Source organism: Jiangella alkaliphila (assembly GCF_900105925.1).
GTDB lineage: Bacteria > Actinomycetota > Actinomycetes > Jiangellales > Jiangellaceae > Jiangella > Jiangella alkaliphila.
Genome location: NZ_LT629791.1, coordinates 7,022,845 through 7,047,173 on the forward strand (window position 1 = coordinate 7,022,845; position 24,329 = coordinate 7,047,173).

General features: G+C 73.2%; 18 protein-coding genes. 8 read left to right on the forward strand and 10 right to left on the reverse strand.

Going from position 1 to position 24,329, the window contains the following annotated elements; all coding sequences use genetic code 11:
• The first annotated feature begins 56 nt into the window (after positions 1 to 56).
• Positions 57 to 1,577: a golvesin C-terminal-like domain-containing protein gene (locus BLV05_RS32335; RefSeq protein WP_046771066.1), complete on the forward strand. Its 1,521-nt coding sequence runs from the start codon at positions 57 to 59 to the stop codon at positions 1,575 to 1,577.
• Between the two features lie 78 nt (positions 1,578 to 1,655).
• On the opposite strand, the gene BLV05_RS32340 is transcribed toward BLV05_RS32335, so the two are convergent.
• Positions 1,656 to 3,431 carry a DEAD/DEAH box helicase gene (locus BLV05_RS32340; protein WP_046771067.1) on the reverse strand — a complete coding sequence of 592 codons (1,776 nt, stop codon included), beginning with the start codon at positions 3,429 to 3,431 and terminating at the stop codon, positions 1,656 to 1,658.
• Positions 3,432 to 3,537: 106 nt separating this feature from the next.
• The gene (locus BLV05_RS32345; protein ID WP_046771068.1) at positions 3,538 to 4,986 is read right to left on the reverse strand and encodes an MFS transporter; all 1,449 of its coding nucleotides are present in this window, start codon (positions 4,984 to 4,986) and stop codon (positions 3,538 to 3,540) included.
• 64 nt (positions 4,987 to 5,050) lie between these two features.
• On the opposite strand from BLV05_RS32345, the gene BLV05_RS32350 reads away from it, so the two are divergent.
• From BLV05_RS32350 to BLV05_RS32360, 3 genes are all read left to right on the forward strand, one after another.
• Positions 5,051 to 5,311, forward strand: a complete 261-nt coding sequence (locus tag BLV05_RS32350) for a DUF3039 domain-containing protein (protein ID WP_046771069.1) — start codon at positions 5,051 to 5,053, stop codon at positions 5,309 to 5,311.
• A gap of 80 nt (positions 5,312 to 5,391) precedes the next feature.
• Positions 5,392 to 6,492, forward strand: coding sequence for a calpain family cysteine peptidase (locus BLV05_RS32355; protein WP_046771070.1), 1,101 nt, complete (start codon positions 5,392 to 5,394; stop codon positions 6,490 to 6,492).
• The gene (locus BLV05_RS32360) at positions 6,479 to 6,775 is read left to right on the forward strand and encodes a hypothetical protein (protein WP_046771071.1); all 297 of its coding nucleotides are present in this window, start codon (positions 6,479 to 6,481) and stop codon (positions 6,773 to 6,775) included. Before BLV05_RS32355 ends, BLV05_RS32360 begins: the two co-directional genes overlap by 14 nt.
• Before the next feature lie 14 nt (positions 6,776 to 6,789).
• On the opposite strand, the gene BLV05_RS32365 is transcribed toward BLV05_RS32360, so the two are convergent.
• From BLV05_RS32365 to BLV05_RS32375, 3 genes are all read right to left on the reverse strand, one after another.
• A complete protein-coding gene (locus BLV05_RS32365) occupies positions 6,790 to 10,632 on the reverse strand; it encodes a HEAT repeat domain-containing protein (RefSeq protein WP_046771072.1) in 3,843 nt (1,280 codons plus the stop codon).
• Between the two features lie 63 nt (positions 10,633 to 10,695).
• Entirely contained in the window at positions 10,696 to 11,253 is a 558-nt protein-coding gene (locus BLV05_RS32370) for a YqgE/AlgH family protein (protein ID WP_046771139.1), read from the reverse strand.
• Positions 11,254 to 11,308: 55 nt separating this feature from the next.
• A complete protein-coding gene (locus tag BLV05_RS32375) occupies positions 11,309 to 12,742 on the reverse strand; it encodes an NAD-dependent malic enzyme (RefSeq protein ID WP_046771073.1) in 1,434 nt (477 codons plus the stop codon).
• Between the two features lie 212 nt (positions 12,743 to 12,954).
• Here BLV05_RS32375 and BLV05_RS32380 point away from each other — a divergent pair, with 212 nt between their 5' ends.
• Both BLV05_RS32380 and BLV05_RS32385 read left to right on the forward strand, forming a co-directional pair.
• Positions 12,955 to 13,170 (forward strand): hypothetical protein, encoded by a 216-nt coding sequence (locus BLV05_RS32380; RefSeq protein WP_083421458.1) that lies wholly within the window; start codon positions 12,955 to 12,957, stop codon positions 13,168 to 13,170.
• Positions 13,171 to 13,223: 53 nt separating this feature from the next.
• The gene (locus tag BLV05_RS32385; protein ID WP_197683437.1) at positions 13,224 to 16,163 is read left to right on the forward strand and encodes a helix-turn-helix transcriptional regulator; all 2,940 of its coding nucleotides are present in this window, start codon (positions 13,224 to 13,226) and stop codon (positions 16,161 to 16,163) included.
• Between the two features lie 7 nt (positions 16,164 to 16,170).
• Here BLV05_RS32385 and BLV05_RS32390 read toward each other — a convergent pair whose 3' ends face one another.
• From BLV05_RS32390 to BLV05_RS32410, 5 genes are all read right to left on the reverse strand, one after another.
• Complete coding sequence (locus tag BLV05_RS32390; RefSeq protein ID WP_152690937.1) at positions 16,171 to 16,692, reverse strand: AAA family ATPase; 522 nt, start codon at positions 16,690 to 16,692, stop codon at positions 16,171 to 16,173.
• A gap of 766 nt (positions 16,693 to 17,458) precedes the next feature.
• The gene (locus BLV05_RS32395; protein ID WP_082155586.1) at positions 17,459 to 18,388 is read right to left on the reverse strand and encodes a carbohydrate ABC transporter permease; all 930 of its coding nucleotides are present in this window, start codon (positions 18,386 to 18,388) and stop codon (positions 17,459 to 17,461) included.
• Positions 18,385 to 19,461: a carbohydrate ABC transporter permease gene (locus BLV05_RS32400; RefSeq protein ID WP_082155587.1), complete on the reverse strand. Its 1,077-nt coding sequence runs from the start codon at positions 19,459 to 19,461 to the stop codon at positions 18,385 to 18,387. Before BLV05_RS32400 ends, BLV05_RS32395 begins: the two co-directional genes overlap by 4 nt.
• A gap of 1 nt (position 19,462) precedes the next feature.
• Positions 19,463 to 20,707, reverse strand: coding sequence for a sugar ABC transporter substrate-binding protein (locus tag BLV05_RS32405; RefSeq protein ID WP_197683438.1), 1,245 nt, complete (start codon positions 20,705 to 20,707; stop codon positions 19,463 to 19,465).
• 32 nt (positions 20,708 to 20,739) lie between these two features.
• Entirely contained in the window at positions 20,740 to 21,798 is a 1,059-nt protein-coding gene (locus tag BLV05_RS32410; RefSeq protein WP_046771076.1) for a LacI family DNA-binding transcriptional regulator, read from the reverse strand.
• A 133-nt stretch (positions 21,799 to 21,931) separates the two neighbouring features.
• Here BLV05_RS32410 and BLV05_RS32415 point away from each other — a divergent pair, with 133 nt between their 5' ends.
• Complete coding sequence (locus tag BLV05_RS32415; RefSeq protein ID WP_152690938.1) at positions 21,932 to 24,004, forward strand: glycogen debranching N-terminal domain-containing protein; 2,073 nt, start codon at positions 21,932 to 21,934, stop codon at positions 24,002 to 24,004.
• Positions 24,001 to 24,327 carry a sulfatase-like hydrolase/transferase gene (locus BLV05_RS32420; RefSeq protein ID WP_046771078.1) on the forward strand — a complete coding sequence of 109 codons (327 nt, stop codon included), beginning with the start codon at positions 24,001 to 24,003 and terminating at the stop codon, positions 24,325 to 24,327. The genes BLV05_RS32415 and BLV05_RS32420 overlap by 4 nt, the downstream gene beginning before the upstream one ends.
• Positions 24,328 to 24,329 lie beyond the last annotated feature (2 nt).

Sequence of the window (24,329 nt, forward strand, 5' to 3'; positions counted from 1 at the left end):
GATCGTTGCATGACCCGACTCTTGAACAATGTTCAGGGCGACAGAGGGGATCCGCAGTGACGAGTCAACCCAGCCGACGCGCCGTCCTGGCGCTCGGCGCCGCCATCGTCGTGACGCCCGTGGTCACGACCGCCGCCAACGCCGCAGGCAGCCCCGTCCGGCCGGTCACGAACCTCGCCGGCGCGTTCGCCGCGGCGGCCCGCCGGCACAGCGTCCCGCGCGACCTGCTGGTCGCGCTCTCCTACACCGTCACCCGCATCGACGACCACGCCGGCCAACCCAGCCAGGCCGGCGGCTACGGCGTCATGCACCTGATCAGCAACCCGTCCACCGACACGCTGGGCACGGCCGCCGCACTCACCGGCCACGGCCTGGACGCACTCAAGACCGACGTCGCGGCCAACGTCGACGGCGCCGCCGCCCTGCTGCGCTCGCTGGCCGACGAGGCCGGGCTGACCGCCGCCGGGCGCCGCCGCATCGACGCCTGGTACGAGCCGGTCGCCCGCTACTCCGGGTACGCCGACCCCTCGGTCGCCCGGCTCGAGGCCGACACCGTCTACGAGACGCTGGAGCGCGGCCTGGCGCTGCAGTCGCACGGCGAGACCTACACCGTCGCCGCCCGCCCGGTCGCCCCCGAGCACGGCTCGTTCGCCACCGTCCCCACGCTCGACCAGCGGTTCTCCGTCAAGAGCGACGACTACGGCCCGGCCCGCTGGGTGGCCGCCAACTCCGGCAACTACCGCGTCGCCAACCGGCCGAGTGACTACGCGATCGATCGGGTTGTCATCCACACCGTGCAGGGCTCGTACGCCGGCTGCATCTCGTGGTTCCAGAACCCGAGCGCGAACGTCTCCGCCCACTACGTCATCCGCTCGTCCGACGGCGAGGTGACGCAGATGGTGCGCAACAAGGACGTCGCCTGGCACGTCGGCAACACCAACAACCGGTCCATCGGCATCGAGCACGAGGGCTGGGTCAACGACCCCGCCTGGTACACCGAGGCCATGTACCGCTCGTCGGCCGCGCTGACCCGCCACGTCTGCGACCGCTACGGCATCCCGCGCACCCGCACCAACATCATCGCGCACAGCGAGGCCCCCGGCGCCACACACACCGACCCCGGCCCGAACTGGGACTGGAACCGGTACATGGGCTACGTCAACGGCGGCACCCCGCCGTCGTTCAGCGTCATTGTCGACAACGGTGGCGCGTTCACCGCCAGCGCCAACTGGGTGACGGCGTCGGCGCCCGGCCAGTACGGCAGCAACCACCGGCACGTGCAGCCGGTGCTGGCCAGCGACGCGGCCTGGTTCAGCGCGAACATCCCGTCGGCCGCCAACTACCTGGTCGAGGTCTGGTACCCGCAGGACCCGGCGAACAACTCCCGCACGCCGTACATCGTCGCCACCCCGAGCGGCAACCAGACGGTCTACGTCGACCAGCGCAGCAACGGCGGCCTGTGGGTCTCCATCGGGACGTTCGCGCTGGCCGCCGGCAGCCGGCCGGTGGTCGGCGTCAGCCGCTGGACGTCGACGGCCGGCTCCATCGAGGCAGACGCCGTCCGCATCTCTCGTTAGCCGTTCCACCTTGATCATGTTCTCTCGCGGCGCCTCAGCGACCGCGAGGGAACATGATCATGAGCGTGTGCCGAGCCGTCAGCCGCGGGCGATGGCCCAGGCGCGGATGGTGTCGATGCGCTCCTGGATCTCGGCCGCGGTGGCGAGCGCCGCCGGCGGGCCGCCGCAGGTCTTGCGCAGCTCGGTGTGGATGACGCCGTGCGGCTTGCCGGTGCGGTGGTTCCAGGCGCCGACCAGCCCGTTAAGCTCGCGCCGGAGCACCGAGATCTGTTCGAACATCGCGGGGTCGCGCCCGCCGGCCGCCTGCGTGCCGTCACCCTCGCTCGACGGGGTGGCGGCGCGGGCGGCTTGCTGCTCGGCCTGCCGGCGGCGCAGCAGCGTGGTGACCTGGTCGGGCTCGAGCAGGCCGGGGATGCCGAGGTAGTCGGCCTCCTCGGCGGAGCCGGCCCGGGCCTGGGTGCCGAACTCGCCGCCGTCGTAGAGGACGCGGTCGAAGGAGGCGTCCGAGCCGAGCGCCTCGAACGGGCCGAGGTCGTCGGTGCCGGTCTCCTTCTTCTGCGCCGCTTGCATGAGGGCTTCCTCGGCGGCGAGCGGGTCGTCGTCGGCGCCGGGCGGCTTGCCGAGGACGTGGTCGCGCGAGACCTCCATCTCGCCCGCGTACGAGAGCAGCGACGGCACCGTCGGCAAGAAGATCGACGCGGTCTCGCCGCGCTTGCGGACGCGCACGAAGCGGCCGATCGCCTGGGCGAAGTACAGCGGCGTCTGGGTGGCCGTGGCGTAGACGCCGACCGCCAGCCGGGGGACGTCGACACCCTCGGAGACCATGCGGACGGCGACCATCCAGCGGCTGTCGCCGTCGCTGAACTCGGCGATCTTCTTCGACGCCTTGGGCTCGTCGGACAGCACGACGGTGGGCGACTCGCCGCAGACGCGCTTGAGCAGCGACGCGTACGCGCGGGCGGACTCCTGGTCGGTGGAGATGACCAGGCCGCCGGCGTCGGGCACGTGCCGGCGCACCTCGGTGAGCCGGGTGTCGGCGGCCTGCAGCACCGACGGGATCCAGTCGCCGTGCGGGTCGAGCGCCGTGCGCCAGGCCTGCGCGGTGATGTCCTTGGTCAGCGGGTCGCCGAGCCGCGCCGCGACCTCGTCGCCGGCCCGCGTCCGCCAGCGCATCTCGCCGGAGTAGGCGAGGAACAGCACCGGCCGGACGACGCCGTCCTTGAGCGCCTCGGCGTAGCCGTAGGAATGGTCGGCGACGCTGCGCGGGATGCCCTGGACGTCGGGCGCGTAGGTGACGAACGGGATCGGGTTGATGTCGGAGCGGAACGGGGTGCCGGTCAGCGCCAGCCGCCGGGCGGCCGGCTCGAACGCCTCGCGCGTGGCCTCGCCCCACGACATGGAGTCGCCGGCGTGGTGCACCTCGTCGAGGATGACCAGGCTGCGGCGGTTCTCGCAGCGGGCGCGGTGCAGCATGGGGTGCGCGGCCACACCGGCGTAGGTGACGGCGACGCCGGTGAAGTCGCGGCTGGTGCGGGCCGTGCGGCCGCTGAACGCGGGGTCGACGGTGATGCCGACCTTGTCGGCGGCCTCGGCCCACTGCCGCTTCAGGTGCTCGGTGGGCGCGACGATGGTGAGCTGGTGGACGACCTTGCGGGCCAGCAGCTCGGCGGCGATGCGCAGCGCGAACGTCGTCTTGCCCGCGCCGGGCGTGGCCACGGCGAGGTAGTCGCGCGGCTCACGCGTCATGTAGTCCTCGAGCGCCGCTGCCTGCCAAGCGCGCAGGCGCCCCGCGGTTCCCCACGGGGCACGATCGGGATAGGCAGGTGGCAGGTGCTCAGCGGCCGAAGTGCTCACACATCTCCCGTGACGTCGACGTCAGACTTCCGGTCCGCCGGCGGCACTGCCGACACCCATGGATCGACCCTAACCTCCGGGACCGACAGCCCGCGGCCGGACGCGCTCACGCCGTCGGCTCGGCCGCGGGGCCGGGTGGCGGCGGGCCGGCGGTCATGCCGGTCGAGGCGGCGTCGGACGGCGTGCGGATGCGGCCGGCCGCCCATGCGCCGAACAGCGCCAGACCGGCCATGACCGCGATGATCACCAGGTACACCCAGTCCTCGACGGTGGCCTCGGCGATCGACTCCGCGTGCCCGGTGCCGAAGATCGTGCCGGCCAGCCCCACGAACGTCGCCGTGAACAGCGCGTCGCTGACCTGCAGCGCCGCCGAGTTCGCGCCGTGCTCCTCGACCGGCGACAGCTGGAACAGCAGCACGCTCATGCTGGCCGTCCCGATGCCCATGCCGAACGCGCCGACCACCCAGCCGATCATCACGACGTACGGCGGCACGGCGTCGATCAGCGCCAGCGACACGCTGCAGATGGCGATCGCGACGAACAGCCCGCCGGCGCGCACCAGCAGGTAGCGCGGCGCGACGGTGCGGGTGCGGCCCTGGTACCAGGAGCCGGCCGCCCAGCCCAGCGCGCCGCCCGTCAACGACAACCCGGCCAGCGTCGACGACAGCCCGCGCTCGGAGACCAGCAGCAGCGGCAGGAACGTCTCGGTGCCGAAGAACGCGCCCGCGTAGATGCCCCGCAGCGCGACGACGGTGGGCAGCCCGCGGCGGAGTGCGATGGTGCCCGGCGGCAGCAGCCTCGGCACGCTCCGCACCATCAGCGCCAGCGCGACGACGGCGACGCCCAGCCCGAGGAGGTCGGCGCGCGAGCCGGCGTACTGCAGCAGGCCGACGCCGAGGGCGGCGGCCGCGGCGAACCGCTTCCGCCCGGCCCGTCGCGGCGCACCGCCCGGCGGCGGCCCGTCGACCGCCTTGGCCGAGGGCAGCGCCAGGAAGACCGGGATCAGCACCAGCGGCGCGATGCCCAGGAACACCCACCGCCACGACAGCTCGTCCGTCAGCAGCCCCGCCAGCAGCGGCCCGACGATCGACGGGACCACCCAGGCGGCCGCCATGCCGGCGAAGATCTTCGGCCGCAGCCGCTCCGGATAGGCCCGCCCGACCACCACGTACAACGCGACGATGACCAGCCCGCCGCCGAGGCCCTGGATCGCCCGTCCGGCCAGGAACGGCCACATCGACTGCGCCGACCCGGCCAGCAGCAGGCCCACCGTGAACGACGCCGTGCCGAGAATCAGTGGCAGCCGCGGACCGGTGCGGTCGCACAGCTCACCCGAGACGACCATGGCGAACAGGCTGGTGGTGAAGAACGCCGAGAACGCGAACGCGTACAGGGCCATGCCGTCGAGCTCGGGCACCGCCGTGGGCATCGCCGTCGCGACCGCCATCGACTCGAACGCGACGAACACCACCGCCGAGACGATGCCGACCGACAGCCGCCGGTACCTCGGGCCGAGGATCCCCTGTGCCGCCTCGTCGCCCGACCGCTCCGTCACGAGCGAATCATAGCGACGCTGCCGACATGGTCTGATCGACTGCCCAGTCCGTAGACTGGGCGCCGTGAGCACTCAGCTGACCCCCGGCACCGAGACCATCGAGGACCGCCGCACCCAGCCGACCAGCGGCGACGGCGACCACGAGCGGTTCTCGCACTACGTGCCCAAGGACAAGCTCACCGAAGCCATGATCAACGGCACCCCCGTCATCGCCCTGTGCGGCAAGGTGTGGGTGCCCAGTCGCGACCCCCAGAAGTACCCGGTCTGCCCGCAGTGCAAGGAGATCTGGGAGTCGATGAAGCCCGGCGGCGGCGAGAAATCCTGACCCTCCTGTCACATTCGGGTCGCCAGAAGCACCCATAGGGGGTGTGAGAGCGACAACGACGACGGCGTCCGGGTCCGGCCGTGCCTGAGCGGCCCATCCGTGCGGCCGTCCAGGCCCTGACGTCCCTCCGCGCCGCCGCCGGCGCGGAGTTCGACGACCTGCGCGCGGCCACGGCCGGACGGGTGGACGTCGTCGGGCGGGCGGCTGCCGGTGCGCCGAACGGGCCGGCCGGGCCGAATGTGGCGGCCGTTCGGGCCGTGGCGCGGTCGCTGACCGAGCTGGCGGACCTCGCGCGGCCGATGGCGGCCGTCGTCGACGAGGCGGCCGAGTCGGCGCTCCGGGCGGTCGACGCCGAGGTGGCCCGGCTGCTGGCGTTGCTCCACGACACCCCACAGACGGGCCGCCGGCCACCACTCCTCGCACCCACCCCACCGGTGGCCGGTGGTCCCGCCCCAGCTCCGGCGCCGTTGCTCCCAGCGCCGGCGCCGGAGCCCGAGCTCACCCACGGCGTCCACTACGCCGAGCACCCGCTCACGCTGCCGGCGTCCGTCGGCCCCGAGTTCGTCCGGCAGGGCGGCATCAGCGACTGCCACCTCGTCGCGGCCCTGGCCACGGTGGCCGACCGCGCGCCGTGGCTGCTGCCGGCCGTGTCCGCCGGCGACGGCACTGTGATGGTCGACGTGCCGGGACGGCGGTACCGGCTGCGCCCGACGCTCCCGGTCGACGACGGCAGCGGCGAGCTCGCGTACGCCCACTCCCCCGACGGCTCGACGCTGGCGCCGTACGTCGAGAAGGCGTTCGCCGTCTACGGCGGCGGCTACGCCCAGCTCGGCCGCGGCGGCCTGCCGGTCGAGGCGCTGTACTGGCTCACCGGGCGGCCGAGCTACCTGCTGCGGGTCGCGAACGCCGGCGACGACATCGTGGCCGGGCTGGTCGAGTCCGGGCAGCCGGCGGTCGCCTGCAGCCGTCCCCTCGACGACGACCGGTTCGGGGTGGCCGCCGCGCTGCGGTACCAGCTCGCCCCGGTCGCCCACGCCTACGCCGTCCGCGGCCTCGACCCCGACGACCAGGTCCTGCTGCACAACCCCTGGGGCCGGCGCCACCCGCGGCCGGTCCCGCTCGACGTGTTCTGCCAGCTGTTCACCCGCATCGACTGGTGCGAGTCCGATGACGACGACTGACCCCGGCGCCGCGACGGTGCGGGTCCGGCTCGGCTACCCCGTGCCGGCCGGCGCCGCCTCCGTCACCGTCCTCGCGGTCGACGCACCCCTCATCTGCCTCGGCGTCGACGAGCCCGGCGGCCACGAGACCGCCGCCTGGTACGCGCCCGGCAACGTCCTCATGGCCGGCGGGGTCCGCTGGCGGGTGCTGAGCACCAGCCAACCGCCCCACCTCGCCCCCGACGCCCCTCCCGGCGCCGCCGGCGACCACACCGTCGCCGTCCTCGAACGCCTCGCGCCGTGACCGGCCGCTCTACGTCACGACGCCGTCCCGACCGCTTCGGTCAGCTCGGCCAGCACACGATGCACGTCGGCCCGTTGCCCGGCAGGCACATGAGCGTAGGCCTTGGTGGTGAGGTCGACGAGTGGCTCGAAGGCCGCGACCTTGGTGACGAAGGGTGCGGACTCGAGCACGGCGCAGACCGCCGCCAGCCGGCCACCCAGCTGCTCCGGGGACCAGAAGCCGTCCCGATCGCGCAGGATCCGCTCGGCCTCCCATGACAGCTCGGTGCGGGTCAGCTGATCCAGCAGCACGCCGCAGAACTCGTCGTCGTCCAGGCACCCACTCAGTGCTACCAGAGCCGCACTGCGCACGTCTTTCGCCGGATGGTCGCGCAACAGCCCGAGCATCGTCCGGCACGTCGACGCGTCCGCCGCGACCGCCAGTGCCTCGGCTGCGCCCCGCCGCACGTTGTCGTGCGGACTACTCCGGATCCGTGCGGCCATCGCCGCCAGGACGTCCTCGTACTCGGCGACACCCGTCAGCGCGTCGAGTGCCTCTCGGCGGACGAGTGGGTCCTCGTCGTCGAGCGCGCCGACGTACTTCGCCCGCACGTCGGCGCGTTCCAGGTCATCTGTCGCCAGCCGCATGGCGTGACGGCGAACCTTGGCGTCCGCGTCGGCGCCGAGCAACGCCGCCACGGCGTCGCCAACAACGGAGAGCGACCCCGCCTCGGCCATCAACCGGGCGGCCGGCAGCCACTCCCGCGCATCGCCGCCGCTGAGCAGCCGGATCAGCAGGACCCGCTCCTGTCGCGGCTCCAGGTTCAAGGTTCCGGTGAGCGCCCGGGCCGCTGCCATCCGCACATCGAGATCCGGGTCGTCTCGCACCCGCTCCTCGAATGCCGCCTGGTACTCGGCGGGCTCCGCCACTCGGCCGAGCGCTCGCACCGCCACGAACCGGACCTCTGGATCGTCGCTGTGGAGGAGGACGAGCAGACGGGCCTGCGCCTCGGCGGAGACGAGAATGTCGCCGAGCACACTGTCGACCCTCACCCGCACGATTGCTCCGGTGTCCGCCAGCTTCTCCACGAACAGCGCATGGACGTCCTCGTGATCGACCGCACCGGCCAGCGCCGCCAGCGCGCCGTCGACCGGCCACACGGACGCATCGGTCCGCGCCACCTCGATGAGCGTCTGCCGCACCAGTTCGTCGTCGATCGCGCCCGCCAGCGCTCCGGCTGAGGTTCCGCGGACCAGCGGGTCGACATCGCTCCGCGCAGCCCGGCAGAGGGCGCCGACCAGGTCCGGACGGCCTGCGGCTACCGGCGCCATGGCTCGAGCCACCGCTGTCCGGGTCGGCGCGTCCGGGTGGCCGTCCAGTTGAGTCACCATTGCGCGGCGCACCGACTGCTGATCGCACGCCCGCGATAAACCGTCGATCGCGGCGTCCCGGACCAGGCGGTCCCGGTCGGTCAGGCACCGCAGCAGCGCTTCCCGGACGTCATCGTGATCCACCGCGCCCGCGAGGGCCCGCACGATCTCGGCCCGCGACATCTGGTCGTCGGTCGCGAGGGCGGTGAGCAGCGCCGCACGCACGTCCGGGTGATCGGCGACACCGCCCAGCGCCTCGATCACGTCCGACGGGGTCCAGCGGCCGGTGTCGTCGAGCACGGCCAGCAGGGCGCGGCGCACGGAGTCACGCCGGGCGGCACCCGCAAGCGCCACAGCCAGATGGCTCTGGCCGACGCGAGCCGAGTCGAGCCGGTCGAGGACCGGCCTCAGTGCGGCCTCGCTGACAACGGGGGCCAGCACGCCCAGGGCTGCCACCGCCGGCTCCGAGAGTCCGGGCTTGACCTGGTCGGCCAGCAACCGGGCGATGATCTCGTCGACCTGGCCGGCCAGCGCGGGGACCGCGGCGTCGGGTCGCTCCGCCACGATCCGGGCGGCCGTGCGCAGGCCGAGGTGCAACGCGTCGGCGGGCAGGCCGAGCAGGTGGTCCAGCAGCGGCCGGACGTCGTGGAGCTGGCCGCCGAGCATCGGGATGACCTCGACCCAGTCGCGATCGAACCAAAGGTGCCGATCGACCGCGGCCAGCCAGTCGTCCTGGCCGCGCTCCTTCAGCTCACGGGCCACGAGGTACTCACCGATGGTCCGGTGCACGAAACGGTAGGGCGAACCGGCGTCGACCTCACCTCCGACCCGGGTCAGCAGGCCGGACTCCACTGCCAGCATCTGGACGACCGCACCGGCGTCGGCCGCGGTCTCGGGCCGGCTGCCGAGCACGTCCTCCATCTCCCGAACGCTCATCGTGTCGGCCCAGCCGCCGTCTCGCGTGGCGAAGTGGACGGCCAGGACACCGCTGAGCCGCTGGTAGCGCTCCACCTCCTGATCGTCCCGGCCGCCGGTCGCCGGCCTGGCTCGATCGCGGCGCAGGTACTGGTCGGTGATCCGCTCGAAGAGCTGCCAGCGCACCGACGGCAGCTCTTCGCCGTCGGCGGCCAGCGCACACAGCAACGACAACAGCAGCGGGTTGCGGGCCATCTCCGCCGAGGCCGGCTGGGCCAGCCGCGCGCGCAGCCGACCCTCCGCCTCCACGGGCAACCGCCAGCCGGCCACCGTCGCCTCGACGTCGTCCGGGTCGAACGGCCGCAGCTCGACCTCCGCCAGGGGCCGAGCCAGCGGCGGCGCGACGTAGCCGGCCAGCCTGCTCGTGATCACGCAGCGCTGGCCACCCGTTCCGTCGGCGGCCGGAGCGAGCATCCCGGCGAGCAGGTCGCGGACCCGGTTCTGGTCGTCGCCCTGCCGCAGCTCGTCCCAGGAGTCCAGCAGGATCACGGCGGAGCCGGAGTCGACCTGGTCGGCCAGCCAGTGGCGCAGACTCGGCGCCAGCCGGTGCCGCCTGCCGAGCACCTGGGCCAACGCCTCCCCGATCCTATCGCCGTCGGCCCGGGCCAGCTCGTCGCAGCGGGCCATGACCGGCAGCGCGAGATCGGCCGGCACGTCCGCCTCGGTCAGGGTCTCGAGGGCGGCGTTCGCCAGGCGCCGCGTCTCGGCGCGGATCAGCCACGACTTCCCCATGCCGGGATCGCCCAGGACGACGATGCGCGGCTCGGCGTGCACGACCTCGGGCCAGGGCAGCGTCGGCGCGAGATTGTGGTCACCGGGCTGCTCGTACATGGTCGCGTCCACAGCAGTGTTCTCGCCGTCGGCCCGGCGCCGGACGGCGGAGGCGCGCCGCACCTGGGTCCGGACCGATACCGGCCGGGTCAGCTCGGTGACGTCGTGATGGCGGTGGAGGTGCCGGGGCAGGACCTGCGGATCCTCAGTCGCCGCGACGATGCCGCGCAGCAACCGCTCGACGTCGGCGCGCAGCTCGGCGCCTGAGAGCTCGGGCAATCGGTCCGGCCGCGTGTTGGTGACCAGTACCGACAGCAGCTGCATGGTCAATCGGCTCTGCAGGTCAGCGGCGCGCATGACCTCGTCGACGAGGACGTCGGGGAGGATCTGGACGAAGCGGTCGACGTCGATGTCGGCCCGGAGCGCGTCGAGGTCGGCGTCGCCGGCGGTGATCGCCGCGCGCAGGTGCTCGTCGAGGCCGGCCCGCGCACGCTCGTCACCGAACGAATCCAGCGACGAGGTCAGGATCCGCGCCGCGTCGCCACGGAAGGCCTCGGCGAGGTCGCGGGCCAGCCGCTTACGGTCGATGGTCGCGCCCGGCCGCACCGTGGCGTCGATCCCGCGTTCCAGGGTCCTCTCGACCACCTCGCGCAGCCGACCGGCATCGGTGTCGCGGCGCAGCCTGGCCCAAGCCTTGCCGGCGCCTGAGGCGACGATCGTCGCTGCCAGCTCGGACAGGACGGCGATGGTCACCGGATCCATACGACCTCCAGGCGTCGCGGCGCGATCAACTGACGAGGGGCGGACAGACTACCGAGAGGCTGCTCAGTTCATCGAGGGGTCGGCGGGGAAGGTGGCCATCAGGGCCAGCCGGCCGCCCTGGCGGCGCAGGACGACGGGCCAGAGGTCCTGGGCGTCGGTGCGGAAGGCGTCGCCCGGCTCGGAGTCGACGACGAACCAGGAGCCCTCCTCGATCTCGCCCTCCAGCTGGTCCGGCGCCCAGCCGGCGTACCCGGCGAAGACCCGCATGGCCGTCACCGCGGGCTCGATGATCTCGGCCGGCGTGTCCAGGTCGACGACGCCGAGGCGGCCGCGGACCCGGCGAATGCCGAGCGGCTCGTCGTTGCCGCCGACGGCGACCAGCCCGAGCGCGCTGTCGAGGCTGACCGGGCCGCCCTGGAACACGACGCCGGGCTCGGACACCACGGTCATCCAGCGGGGCAGGACGTCGCCCACCATGACCTCGGTCGGCTTGTTGACCATGACACCGAGCGCGCCGTCACCGTCGTGCGAGAGCATGAGGATGACGGCGCGGTCGAACGTCGAGCCGCGCAGCGAGGGCGCCGCGACGAGCAGTTTCCCGGTCAGCGCCACAGTGTTCATGCCCACGTGTTCCATCGTGCCCGGTCGGCCCCGCCCGCGTCACCGAGGCGGCGCATCAGACCGGGATGGCCGGGAACTCGCCGGTCTCCTCGGCGACGCGCCTGATGGTCTCGACGCTGCCGCGCACGGCCTCGGCGACCGTTTCGGCGACGCCGGAGTGGAACACGCTGGGGACGATGTACGACGGGTTGAGCTCGTCGTCCTTGACGGTGGCGGCCAGCGCCCGGGCGGCGGCCAGCATCATCTCCGTCGTGACGGAGCGGCTGTGGGCGTCGAGCAGGCCGCGGAAGACGCCGGGGAAGGCGAGCACGTTGTTGATCTGGTTCGGGTAGTCCGACCGGCCGGTCGCGACGACGGCGGCGTACTCGGCGGCAGCCCGCGGGTCGATCTCGGGGTCGGGGTTGGCCAGCGCGAACACGATGGCCTTGTCGGCCATGGTCGCGACGTCGGCCGCGGTGAGCACGTTCGGCGCCGACACCCCGATGAACAGGTCGGCGCCGACGACGGCGTCGCGCAGGTCGCCGGTGACGCCGCGCGGGTTGCAGTACTCGAGGTACCACGTCGGCACGCCGGTGAGGTCGGCCCGGCCGGGGTGGATGACGCCGTTGATGTCGGCGGCGACGATGTCGGTGACGCCGGCCGCCACCAGCAGCTGGGCGATGGCGTGCCCGGCCGCGCCGGCGCCGGACATCGCGACCCGGATGGAGCCGAGGTCCTTGCCGACGACCTTGAGCGCGTTGTGCAGGGCGGCGAGCACCACGATCGCGGTGCCGTGCTGGTCGTCGTGGAAGACCGGGATGTCGAGCAGGTCGCGCAGCCGGGCCTCGATCTCGAAGCAGCGCGGCGCCGAGATGTCCTCGAGGTTGATGCCGGCGAACACCGGCGCGATGTTCTGGACGGTGCGGATGATCTCGTCGACGTCCTGGGTGTCGAGGCAGATGGGGAACGCGTCGATGCCGCCGAACCTCTTGAACAGCGCCGCCTTGCCCTCCATGACCGGCAGTGCCGCCGTCGCGCCGATGTTGCCCAGCCCCAGCACGGCCGACCCGTCGGTGACGACGGCGACCGTGTTGCGCTTGATGGTCAGGCGGCGGGCGTCGTCGGGGTTGTCCACGAGCGCCTGCGACACCCGCGCGACGCCGGGGGTGTAGATGAGCGAGAGATCGTCGCGGTTGCGGATCGGGACCTTCGACACGACCTCGATCTTGCCGCCCAGGTGCACCAGGAAGGTCCGGTCGCTGACCTTGCCGATGACGACGCCGGGCACCGAGCGCAGGGCCATGACCAGCTCGCCGGCGTGGGCCGACGACGTCGCGGCGCAGGTGACGTCGACCTGGATGCGGTCGGCGCCGGAGGCGGTCACGTCGAGCGCGGTGACGAGCCCGCCGGCCTTCTCGACGGCGGCGGTGAGCTGACCCACCGACGTGCCGCCCGCGGGGACCTCGAGCCGGACGGTGATCGAGTAGGAGACGCTCGGAACGCTGACCACGGTGACCCTTCTTGGCGAGATGTGAGCAGGACCACCGTAGATGATTCCGCACCCTCCGGGCAGGGGCGGGCGGCTTGCCCCAACAACCCTTACTCCGGGGCGGCGACGGGGTAAGGGGTCGCCGCCGCACGGGTGTGCGCAGACGCCCGATGCCGCGGGTGCGCCCTCAGCACGACTCTCGGGAGTACGAGATCCACCCGAGGGAGGCCATCATGATCGACAGCATCCGCGCCGAGATCGACTACCGGCAGGACCGGGTGCGGCGCGACGTCGCGGGCGCCCGGGGCGACACCGCGACAGACAAGGCCGAGGACCGCCCGGCAGGCCGCCGGGGCGACGAGCGTCGCTCCGGCCGGTCCACCGGAGGGCGGGTCGAGCCGGCCCGGCCGGCCGTCCCTCGTCAGCGGGCGCACAGCGGCGTCCGCTGACGAGGCGCGAAATGCTCAACGCGTTGTCAGAGGGGTATGCAAGCATCGGTCTCGTGCCCCGACTCGGAACCGGCGTCCCGTTCACCGCACGCAGCACCGAGTTCGCTCAGCTGCGTACGGCGCTCGACCGCGCCCGCGGGGGCACCGGCACCGCGGTGCTGGTCTCCGGCGACGCCGGCGTGGGCAAGAGCCGGCTGCTGACGGAGTTCACCGCCGAGGCCGAGGCCGCCGGCGTCCACGTGCTGCTGGGCCGCTGCGTCAGCGTCGGCGAGGCCGGGCTGCCGTACCTGCCGTTCAAGGAGGTCGTCGAGCAGCTGCGCCGGCTGCGCCCCGACCTCGTCGACGCCCGGCCGGCGCTGTCGGGCCTGATCGGGCGCACCGCCTCCACCGCGTCGCGGTCGGGTGAGGAGAACGACCTCGGGCAGTTGCAGCTGTTCGACGCCATGTTCACGGTGCTGGCCGAGCTGAGCGACGACGCGCCGGTGGTGCTCGCCATCGAGGACCTGCACTGGAGCGACGCGTCCAGCCGCGACCTGCTGTCGTTCCTGATCTCGCGGCTGTCCGGCCAGCGGCTGCTGGTGGTCGCCACGTACCGCTCCGACGACCTCCACCGCCAGCACCCGCTACGGCCGCTGCTCGCCGAGCTGGTCCGGCTGCCGGCCGTCGAGCGGCTCGACCTCGCCCCCTTCGCCCCGGCCGACGCGCTCGCGTTCGTCGAGTCGCTGGCCGACGGCGGCACCGACGCCGAGCTGCTGGCCGACGTCGCGGCTCGGTCCGAGGGCAACGCGTTCTTCGCCGAAGAGCTGGTCGCGGCCAGCGCCACCGGCTCGGCCGCCGGCATCCCCACCGCGCTGGCCGACGTGCTGCTGGCGCGGGTCGAGACGCTCAGCCAGGCCGCGCAGCGCGTCGCCGGCGCCATCTCCGTCACCGGGCGGCGCCACGTCCGGCACGCCGCGGTCCGCACCGTCGTCGACCTCCCCGACGACGAGCTCGACGCCGCGCTGCGCGAGGCGCTGCAGCACCACATCCTCGTCACCGACGACCAGGGCGGCTACACGTTCCGGCACGCGCTGCTGCGCGAGGCCGTCTACGCCGACCTGCTGCCGGGTGAGCGGGTCAGGCTGCACGCCGCCTACGCGCGCCGCATCGTCGAGCTGAAGCAGGACGAGCTGTCCGGCGCGCTCGCCTACCACAGCCTGCGCAGCAACGACCTCCCCGCGGCGCTGGCCGCGTCGGTGAAGGCGGCCGACGACGCCATGCGCGTGGGCGCGCTCGCGGCCGAGCTGCGCCACGTCGAGCAGGCACTCGAGCTGTGGCCCGCGGTCGACGACGCCAAGGCCCACGCCGGCATCGACGAGCTGGCGCTCACCCGCAAGGCGGCCTACGTCGCCGGCGCGGCCGGGCACCCGGAGCGGGCGCTCGCCTACGCCCAGGCGGCCCTCGTCCTGGGCGACCACGACCCCGACCCCGTCACCCGCGCCGACGTCCGCCGCCAGCTCACCGAGACGCTGCTGGCCACCAACCGCTGGACCGAGGCCGGGCAGACCATCGACGACGCCTGGGCGCTGGTCGAGCCCGAGCCGCCCAGCCGCACCCGCGCCTGGGTGCTGGCGCTGCGGGCCCGCACCCGGGTCGGCACCGAGGCGGAGCTGTCGCGCTCGTCCGCCGAGCAGGCCATCGCCGACGCCCGGGCCAGCGGCAGCGTCAGCGCCGAGTCCGACGCACTCATCACGCTCGCCTTCGACGACCTTCGCTCCGGCGCCGTCGAGGACGCCTGCGCGCTGTTCGAGCAGGCCAGGCAGAACGCCATCCGGGTCGGTGCGGCCAACGTCGAGCTGCGGGCCTCCTTCAATCTCGTCACCACCCGGTACGAGCAGGGGCTGCTCGACGACGCCGTCGCCATCGCCGACGCCGGTGTCGCACGCGCCGTCGAGCTGGGCGTCACCTGGAGCATGTACGGCCTGGAACTGCGCTGGCTGGGTGCCATGGTCCACTACGCGCACGGCAGCTGGGACGAAGCGCTCGCGGGCGCCAGCCCGCCCGGCGAACAGGTCTCCGACACCATCACCGCGCTGCTCGCGGCGTCGGCGGCCATCATCAAGGTCGGCCGGGGCCGGTTCGCCGAGGCGCAGCGCGACCTCGCGCGCATCCGGCAGGAGTGGCACCGCGACAGCCAGATCGCCCAGCTGTCCGGCGTCGCGGGCATCGAGATGGCCGGCTGGCAGGGCCGCCACGACGACGCCGTCCGGTTCGCCGACGAGGCCATCGCCTCCATGCGCAAGGGCGACGACGACCGCTGGCCACTGGGCAGCATCCGGCTGGCGGTGCTGGCGCTCGGCTCGCTGGCCGACGTCGCGCGCCGGGCCCGGCTCGAGCACCACGCCGAGGCCGAGGCGGCCGCCGTCGCCGAAGGACAGCGGTTCGGCGAGCTCGCCCGGCTCACCGCCCAGCGCGGCATCCCCCGCACCGACCAGCTCGGCCCCGAGGGCCTGGCCTGGCTGGCCCGCCTCGACGCCGAGGAGTCCCGGCTGGCCGGCGGCACCGACCCCGCTCCGTGGCGCGCGGTCGTCGAGGCGTTCGGCTACGGCGAGGTCTACCCCGTCGCGCTGGGCCGCTGGCGGCTGGCCGAGGCGCTCATCGCGACCGGCGACCGCGACGCCGCCACCGCCGAGCTGGCCGCCGCGCTCGAGACCGCCGACCGGCTGGGCGCCGAGCCGCTGGCCGCCGGCGTCCGCGACCTCGCCCGGCGCGCCCACCTCGCGCTGCCCGGCGCCGCGTTGCCGGCCAGCGGGCTACTGACGCCGCGCGAACTGGCCGTGCTCGAGCTGGTGGCCCGCGGCTACACCAACCGCAAGGTCGGCGAAGAGCTGTTCATCAGCGAGAAGACGGTCAGCGTGCACCTGTCGCGGGTCATGACGAAGCTCGGCGCCGCCAGCCGCACCGAGGCCGTCTCGATCGCGCACCAGCGCGGCCTGCTCGCCGACGCCGGCTGAGCGACCGTCACACGGCGGCCTCGTCGCGCCGGGCGAGGATCGCGTCGACCGTCTGCTCCGGCGTCAGGTCCGACGTGTCCAGCCACAGGCCCAGGCGCGGCGTCTCGGTGCGCAGCGACGTGTCGAGGTCGGCCACCGTCCAGGCGCCGTAGCCGGTCTTGCCCCGGCCGGCCTCCCGTGCCGCGACGGCGTCCGGGCTCGGCGCCAGCACGACGACGTGCAGCGGCCTGGTGCGCACCAGCTGTACGTACTCCGCGAGCACCGGGCCGATCACGACGTCCTGCACGACGGCGGTGAACCCGGCGGCCGCGTACTCGTCGGCGACGCCGGCCGCGATGCGGTAGCGCAGCCGCAGCTGCGCCATCCCCTCCTCGCTACCGGGGACGGGTTCGGCCCGGCCGGACACGATCGCCCGGCGGAAGGTGTCGCCGCGCACGTGCGCCGCCTTCGGCAGCCGTTCGGCCAGAGCTTGGGCGACGGTCGACTTGCCGGCCGCCATGATGCCGGTGATCAGGTAGACGCTGGACACGGGCGGCCACTCTGCCAGGCCCGCGCCCGCCCGTCACCGGGATTTCGCCCACCCGGACGAGCCTGGCCGTGCGCCGGCGGCGTGCGGACGTTCGCCGTCCCCCTGCTGCCCACTTTCTTAGCCGCGCACCCGCGCCTCAAGCGGACTATGGGGCGCTTCGCGCCGGCGACGACCGCTTGACCCGCGGGTCCGCGGTCTAAGTGCGGGCAGCTATCAGGGGACGGGGAAGAACCGGGCACACCTCGATCTCGGTAAGCAGTCGTCTCGGCCGCCGGATACTCAAAGAACCGACCGATACTCGAATTTCCGGCGAGTGGAGCCCAGATCAGGCCCGCATCCACCGGAAATTCGAGTATCCGCCAGTTTCACCAGCACGACGGTGTGACCTCACCCGTCACCGATACACCTCACCCGCCGAAAGACCGCACCCCGCACCGATCCGGCCACCATCCGGTCCACACACGAGCGAGGTGCACCGTCCCCGAGTGACGACGGACCAGTCCCCATGATCATCGGCTATCACCGGTGCCAGGACACCAGCGATCGCCGATGAGAAACGGTCGCCGCTGTGGCGGGCTGTGCCCGTACTACCCCCGTCCCCCTGATAGCTGCCAGTTCTTGGCCGCGTGCGCGCGGGTCAAGCGGTCATCGCCGGCGCGAAGCGCCCCATAGTCCGCTTGAGGCGCGGGTGCGCGGCCAAGACAATGGCCAGCAGGGGGACGGCCAACGTTGCAAACACCCTGGCCAACGCAAACCGCCCGGGACCCTACTTCATGCCGGTGGCGTTGCCGGAGCGCAGGAAGTACCGCGAGAAGAAGACGTAGACGATCGCGATGGGGATGGTCGAGAGCGTCGCCAGCGCCAGCTTCAGCGGGAACTGTTGCGATCCCTGCAGGTCACCCGCGGTGAGCCGGGCGATGCCGAGGTTCATCGTCGCGAGGTCGGGGTCGGACGTCGCGACCAGGAAGTGGGTGAACTCGTTCCACGAGCCCTGGAAGGACAGGATCGTCACGGTCACCAGCGCCGGGCGGACCAGCGGCAGGATGACGCTCCAGAACGTCCGAAGCACACCGGCGCCGTCGATGCGGGCCGCCTCGTCCAGCTCCGTCGGCACCGCCTCGAACGCCGTCTTCATCAGCAGGATCCCGACCGCGTCGCAGAACAGCGGCAGGATCATCCCGGAGTAGCTGTCGAACATGCCGAGCTCGTTCAGCACCAGGAACTTCGGGATCAGCAGCACGACGCCGGGCACGGCCAGCACCGCGAGCACGCCCGCGAAGACCACCGCCCGGCCGCGGAACCGCAGCCGGGCCAGCGCGTAGCCCGCGAGGCTGTCGATGATCAGCCGCCCGAGCGTCACCGAGATCGTCACGAAGAACGAGTTGCCCAGCCAGCGGAACACCGGCACGGAGTACGCCGGGTTGGACCCCGCGACGATCTCCCAGGCCGCCATCGACACCGGCGACGGGATCAGCGAGACGGGGTCCCCGACCGCGTCGGCGTCGGTCTTGAACGACGTCGCCACCTGCACGAGGAACGGCCCGAGGTAGAGCAGTGTCCCGAGCGCCAGCAGCCCGTAGCCGATCACCCGCACGACAACCTTGCGCGGCAGCGGGGAGTACCGGTCGGTCAGCACGACGGGGACGGCGTCGCGCGCCGGCCGGCTGGCCCGCCGTCGTAGCGTCAGCCCGCTCATGCCCGCCGCTCCCTTCCGACCCACCGCTGCACGAGCGTGAGGACGATGATGATCGCGAACAGCACGAACGCGACCGCCGCGCCGACGCCGAACTGGCCGTCGCCGAAGCTGCGCACGTAGGAGATGTAGGCCGGGGTCAGCGTCGTCTTGGCCGGCGCGCCCTGCGACAGGATGAACACCTGGTCGAACACCTGCCAGCTGCCGATCAGCGCCAGCGTGATCACCAGCACGAGGCTGCGGCGCATCAGCGGCAGCGTCAGGTACCGGAACCGCTGCCAAGCGCCGGCGCCGTCGATCGCCGTCGCCTCCTCCAGCTCGACCGGGATGTCCTGCAGCCCGACCAGGAAGAACAGCATGTACGTGCCCGACGTCGTCCAGACCGTGAGCATGATCAGCGTGCACATCGCCACCGACGGCCCGGAGAACCAGTCCCACAGGCTCAGCCCGCCCAGCGTCGTGTCCGCCAGCGCGCCCGGCGCCGCGTCGACCCCGAACCACGAGAACACGATGTGCAGCACGCCGCGCGGGTCGGTGAACCACGACGGCCCGTCGACGCCCACCCACGACAGCATCACGTTGACGACGCCGGCGCCCTGGAACAGGAAGAGGAACAGCACGCTGATCGCGACCGAGCTGGTGATGGCCGGGAAGTAGAAGATGGTGCGAAAGAAGGAGCGGCCACGCAGCACGTAGGAGTTGACCGCCATCGCCAGCACGAACGACAGCACGACCACGCCCGCGACGCCGAACAGCACGTAGTAGAGCGTGTTGCGCACGCTGAGCATGAAGTCGTTGCGCAGCAGCCCGGCCTCGGTCAGCAGGTTGCGGTAGTTGTCCAGCCCGACGAAGTCGGCGTCGCCGGAGAACGGGCTGGACTGCCCGTTCCAGTCCAGCAGGCTGACCCACGCCGCCATGAGGATCGGCGCGAACAGGAACACCACCAGCACGATCACGGCCGGCGCGACGAACAGCCAGCCGGCGCGACGTTCCTGGCGCAGGTGTCCGGAGGCCCGGCGTCGGCGGACCGGCCGGTGCCGGTCCGCCGACGTCTCCCGGGTGACCGTCGCGGTCATGTCACTCCTGGGAGAGGAGCGCTTCGCCGTTGGTCTGCAGCGCCTGCAGCGCCTGCTCCGGGGTGACGGTGCCGGCGGCCATGCCCTCGAGCTGGGTGTTGAAGTCGGCCAGGACGGACTCGAAGCCGGGCACCGCCACCTGGCTGCGCGCGTTCTCCATGCCCTCGGCGAAGGCCGCCTTCTCCGGGAACGTCTCGGCGTTCCAGTCGGCGAGGCTGGCCCGCGACGGGATCGGGCCGAACGCCTCGGCGAACGCCTCCTGCTCGTCCGGGCTGATGAGGTAGTTGACGAGGTCGACGGCGGCGGCCTGGTTCTCGCTGTCGGCGGCGATGCCCCAGCAGTTGGTGAACGCGGTCGACGCCGGCCCGCCGGGACCGGCCGGCATCGGGACGGCGGTCCACTGGCGGTCCGGGAAGTCGTTCTGCAGGGCGCCGACGATCCACGCGCCCTCGATGGTCATGGCCGACTTGCCGCTGCCCAGCGCCTCGCCGCCCCACGCCGCGTCGATGTTGGGCGCGAACGCGAACGTGCCGGCGTCCATGTTCTGCTGGATGTACTGCAGCGTCGCGAGGTTCTCCGGGGTGTCCGCGGTGACCTCGGTCTGGTCGTCGTTCACGAAGAACCCGCCGCCGGACAGCATGAACGTGCCGACGGGGTTGTAGTCGCCGGTGAAGGCCAGGCCCACGCGGCCGTCGGCGGTGAGGGTCTGGGCGACGGCGGCCAGCTGGTCCCAGTCCTGCGGGTAGTCGGCCTCGGTCAGCCCGGCCTCGGCCCACGCCGCGGTGTCGATGACCAGCGCGTGCACGCCGCCGTCCTTGGGCGCGCAGTACAGCTCGTCCTCGTAGGTGAACGCGTCGCGCAGCGACTGGTAGATGTCGTCGGCGTCCTCGATCTGGTCGCCGTACGGATACAGCGAGCCGCCCTCGGCGAACATCCGGAAGCGGTCCGGGCTGACATAGAACAGGTCCGGCGGGTTGCCGCCGGCGAAGCCCTGCTGCAGCTGCTGCACGAGGTCCTGGGCGGGGATGACCTCGACCTCGTTGCCGGTCTCGTCGGCCCACCGGGCGGTCGCCTCCTGGACGGCGACCGTCTCGGCCTCGCCGGACGAGCCGATCATGACGGTGAGCGAGCCGCCGCCCTCGGTGGCGCCGGTGGCCTCGGAGCTGGCGTCGTCACCGCCTTCGTCGTCGTCGAAGCCGCTGCCGCAGGCGGCGAGCAGGGTGGCGGCCGCCACGGCCGTGGCCACGGCGAGTGGGGTACGGGCGAACTGTCGCATGATCAAGCCTCCGAGAGGGCGGCCGGCGCGGGTCCGGCGGGACGGGAGCTGGCCCGGACGACCAGCGTGGGGCGCAGCAGGCGATGCTCGGGGCCGGGCGGGGTCTCCACGGCGCCGAGCAGGCCGAGCAACATCTGGACGACTTCGCGGCCGATCTGGTCGATCGGCTGGGACAGGCTGGTGAGGTCGACGCCGGGCAGCCGGGCGGCGGGGGTGTCGTCGAAGCCGACGACGGCGACGTCCTCTCCTGGGCGCAGGCCGCGGTCGGCGAGCGCCCGCAGCGCGCCGTACGCCGACTCGTCGCTGACGCAGACCAGCGCGGTCGGCGGCTCGGCGCCGTCGAGCAGTGCGGTGGCCAGCGCGCGGCCGGTGCCGGTGCCGCCTTCGGCCCGGACGATCCGCGGGTCCAGGCCAAGGCGCAGGCAGGCCGCGGCGTACCCGGCGACGCGGTCGTCGCCGACGCCGGATCCTTCGGGCCAGCCGATGAACGCGATGCGGCGGTGGCCGAGCGCGTGCAGGTGCTCGACCGCCTCGGTCATGCCGGCCGCGCCGTCGACGTCGACCCAGCGGCCGCGGTCAGGTCCGGACCAGCTGCGGCCGAACGCGGCGAACGGGACGCCCTGGTCGGTCAGCCAGCCGGGCCGCGGGTCGGCCACCACGGTGTCGGTGAGGACGAACCCGTCGACCGCGCGCTGCGCCAGCAGCTCGGCGTAGCGGTCCAGGCCGGCCTCGCCGGCGGGTGCGGTGAACAGCAGGACGTGGAAGCCCTGCTCGGCGGCGGACTCGGTGACGGCGTGCACGAACCGGTCGAGGACCGGGTTGAGGTTGGCGGCGGCGGCCGGCTGGACGCAGTAGCCGATGAGGTTGCTCATGCGGGTACGCAGCGACCGGGCCGACCGGTTGGGGCGGTAGCGCAGCTCGCGGATGGCCTCTTCGACCCGCGATCGGGTCTCCGGCGCCACCCGGTCGGGCGCGTTGAGGACGTTCGACACCGTCTGCCGCGAGACGCCGGCCACCGACGCGACGCTCTCGAGCGTGGCACCACTCTCCGGTGTCGCCATCGGCCGTCCTCCTTGACGTGTTGAACGATCAAAATCCGATTGATAGCGTGGCGTTTGATCGTTCAAAGATGGGATCTGGTTCAGAGTTAAGAACGCGTCGACTGTTCTGTCAAGTCACGGAAGGATCACCGTGGTGACCGCTCCACCCGCCTCCGGCCCGGTGCCGCAGCCGTTCCTGCACGACCTCGTCAGCTGCGTCAAGGCGCCGACGGTGGCGCTGTCCGGCGCCGACGGGCAGATCCGGGCGGCGGGCGCGCAAGGCGTGCTCAGCCACGACCGTCGCGTCCTGTCCGAGCTGCGCGCCGACGTCGACGGCCACGAGCCCGAGCCGGCCGGCCACGGCCTGCGCGGCGCCGGTCACGCCCACTTCACCGGCATCGTCCGGCACCTCGGCGACCCCGGCGCCGACCCGACGGTGCGGCTGGAGCGCCGGCGGTTCGCCCGCGCCGACGGCATTGCGGAACGGCTGGAACTGGTGAACAACGCGCGGGTGCCGATCGCGGCCACGGTGCGCCTGCACGTCGCCGCCGACTTCGCCGCCGCCGACGCGATCAAGCAGGACGGCGCGCAGGGCGGCGGCCGCCCGCCCTCGTCGTCCGGGCCGGGTGTCGTCGCGTGGGACGGCGGCGAGCTGCGCACCGCACTCACCGCGCCGGGCGCCGCCGTCGAGCCGCACGACACCGGCGCCGCCCTCAGCTGGACCGTCGAGCTCGCGCCCCGATCGTCCTGGACCGTCGACGTCGACGTCACGACCGCCTTCGCCGACGGGCCGCCGGCCAACGCGTTCGGCCCGGCCGACGGCGCCGGGTGGGACGCCGTCGCCGTCACGGGGCGCTCCGACCTCGCCCGGCTGACCGAGCGCAGTGTCGACGACCTGAGCGCGCTCGCGCTGACGGACCCGCTGGACCCGTCCGACACGTTCCTCGCCGCCGGCAGCCCGTGGTTCTTCACCCTGTTCGGCCGCGACTCGCTCTGGGCCGCCCGGTTCACGCTGCCGCTGGGCACCGGCGCCGCCCGCGGCACGCTGCGCACGCTGGCCCGTCGTCAGGGCCGCCGGCACGACCCCGCCACCGCCGAGGCGCCGGGCAAGATCCTGCACGAGGTCCGCATCCCCGACGCCGGCTCCTGGCTGCCGCCGGTCTACTTCGGCACCGTCGACGCGACCGCGCTGTGGATCTGCCTGCTGCACGACGCCTGGCGCTGGGGGCTGCCGGCGGCCGACGTCGCCGAGCTGCTCGACCCGCTCGAGGCGGCGCTGCGCTGGCTGACGACCGACGCCGACTCCGACGGCGACGGGTTCCTGGAGTACGTCGACACCAGCGGCCGCGGGCTGGCCAACCAGGGCTGGAAGGACTCCGGCGACTCCATCCAGTACCCCGACGGGACGATCGCCGAGCCGCCGATCGCGCTGAGCGAGGCCCAGGCCTACGCCCACGAGGCCGCCCTCGCCGGCGCGGCCCTGCTCGACGCGTTCCAGCGCCCGGGCGCCGAGCCGCTGCGCGAGTGGGCGGCCGCGCTGCGCGAGCGGTTCGCCGCGCGGTTCTGGGTGTCGGACGAGAAGGGCCGGTTCCCCGCCATCGCGCTCGACGGGTCCAAGCGGCCGGTCGACACCGTGACGTCGAACCTCGGCCACCTGCTCGGCACCGGCCTGCTCGGGCCGGACGAGGCCGCCGTCGTCGCCGACCGGCTGGGCCGGCCCGACCTCGACGCCGGCTACGGGCTGCGCACCATGAGCGCCGACGCGGCCGGGTTCAACCCGCTCGGCTACCACGCGGGCAGCATCTGGCCGCACGACACCGCCATCGCGGTGCGCGGGCTGACCGCCGACGGCTTCCCCGGCGTCGCGGCGTCGCTGGCGGCCGGGCTGCTGCGGGTCGCCCCCGACTTCGCGTACCGGCTGCCTGAGCTGTTCGCCGGCACCGACGCCCGCGCCGGCGAGCCGGTGCTCGCCTACCCGGCGGCGTGCCGGCCGCAGGCGTGGTCGGCGGCGACGGTCATCGCGCTGCTGCAGGCGGCCCTCGGGCTGACGGCGGACGTGCCGGCCGGCACGCTGCGAGTGGCGCCCGACCCGGCGTTCGCCGCCTGGTTCCCGCTGCGGGTCGAGGGCCTGCGAGTGGCCGGCCACCCGCTCGCCGTCGCCGTCGACGCCGCGGGGAACGCCGACGTCCACACGTCAGCGCCGCTCAGGGTCGAGACGACCGCGTGACCGACGTGCGCCCGAACGTCGTCCTCGTCCTCACCGACGACCACGCGGCGCACGCGATCTCGGCGTACGGCAGCGAGTTGATGCCGACGCCGCAGCTGGACAGGATCGCCGCCGAGGGCATGCGGCTCGACGCGGCGTTCTGCACGAACGCTCTGTGCGCGCCGAGCCGGGCGGCGATCCTGACCGGCACCTACAGCACGTCGATGTACTACCGGTACTGGGACCACCTGGACGGCAGCCAACCACGTCCCCGCACACGTCGGCGTCCGGACGGCGACGAGCCGGTGGGCACCCCCTCGTCAGGACGCACGAAAATGGCCTAAAG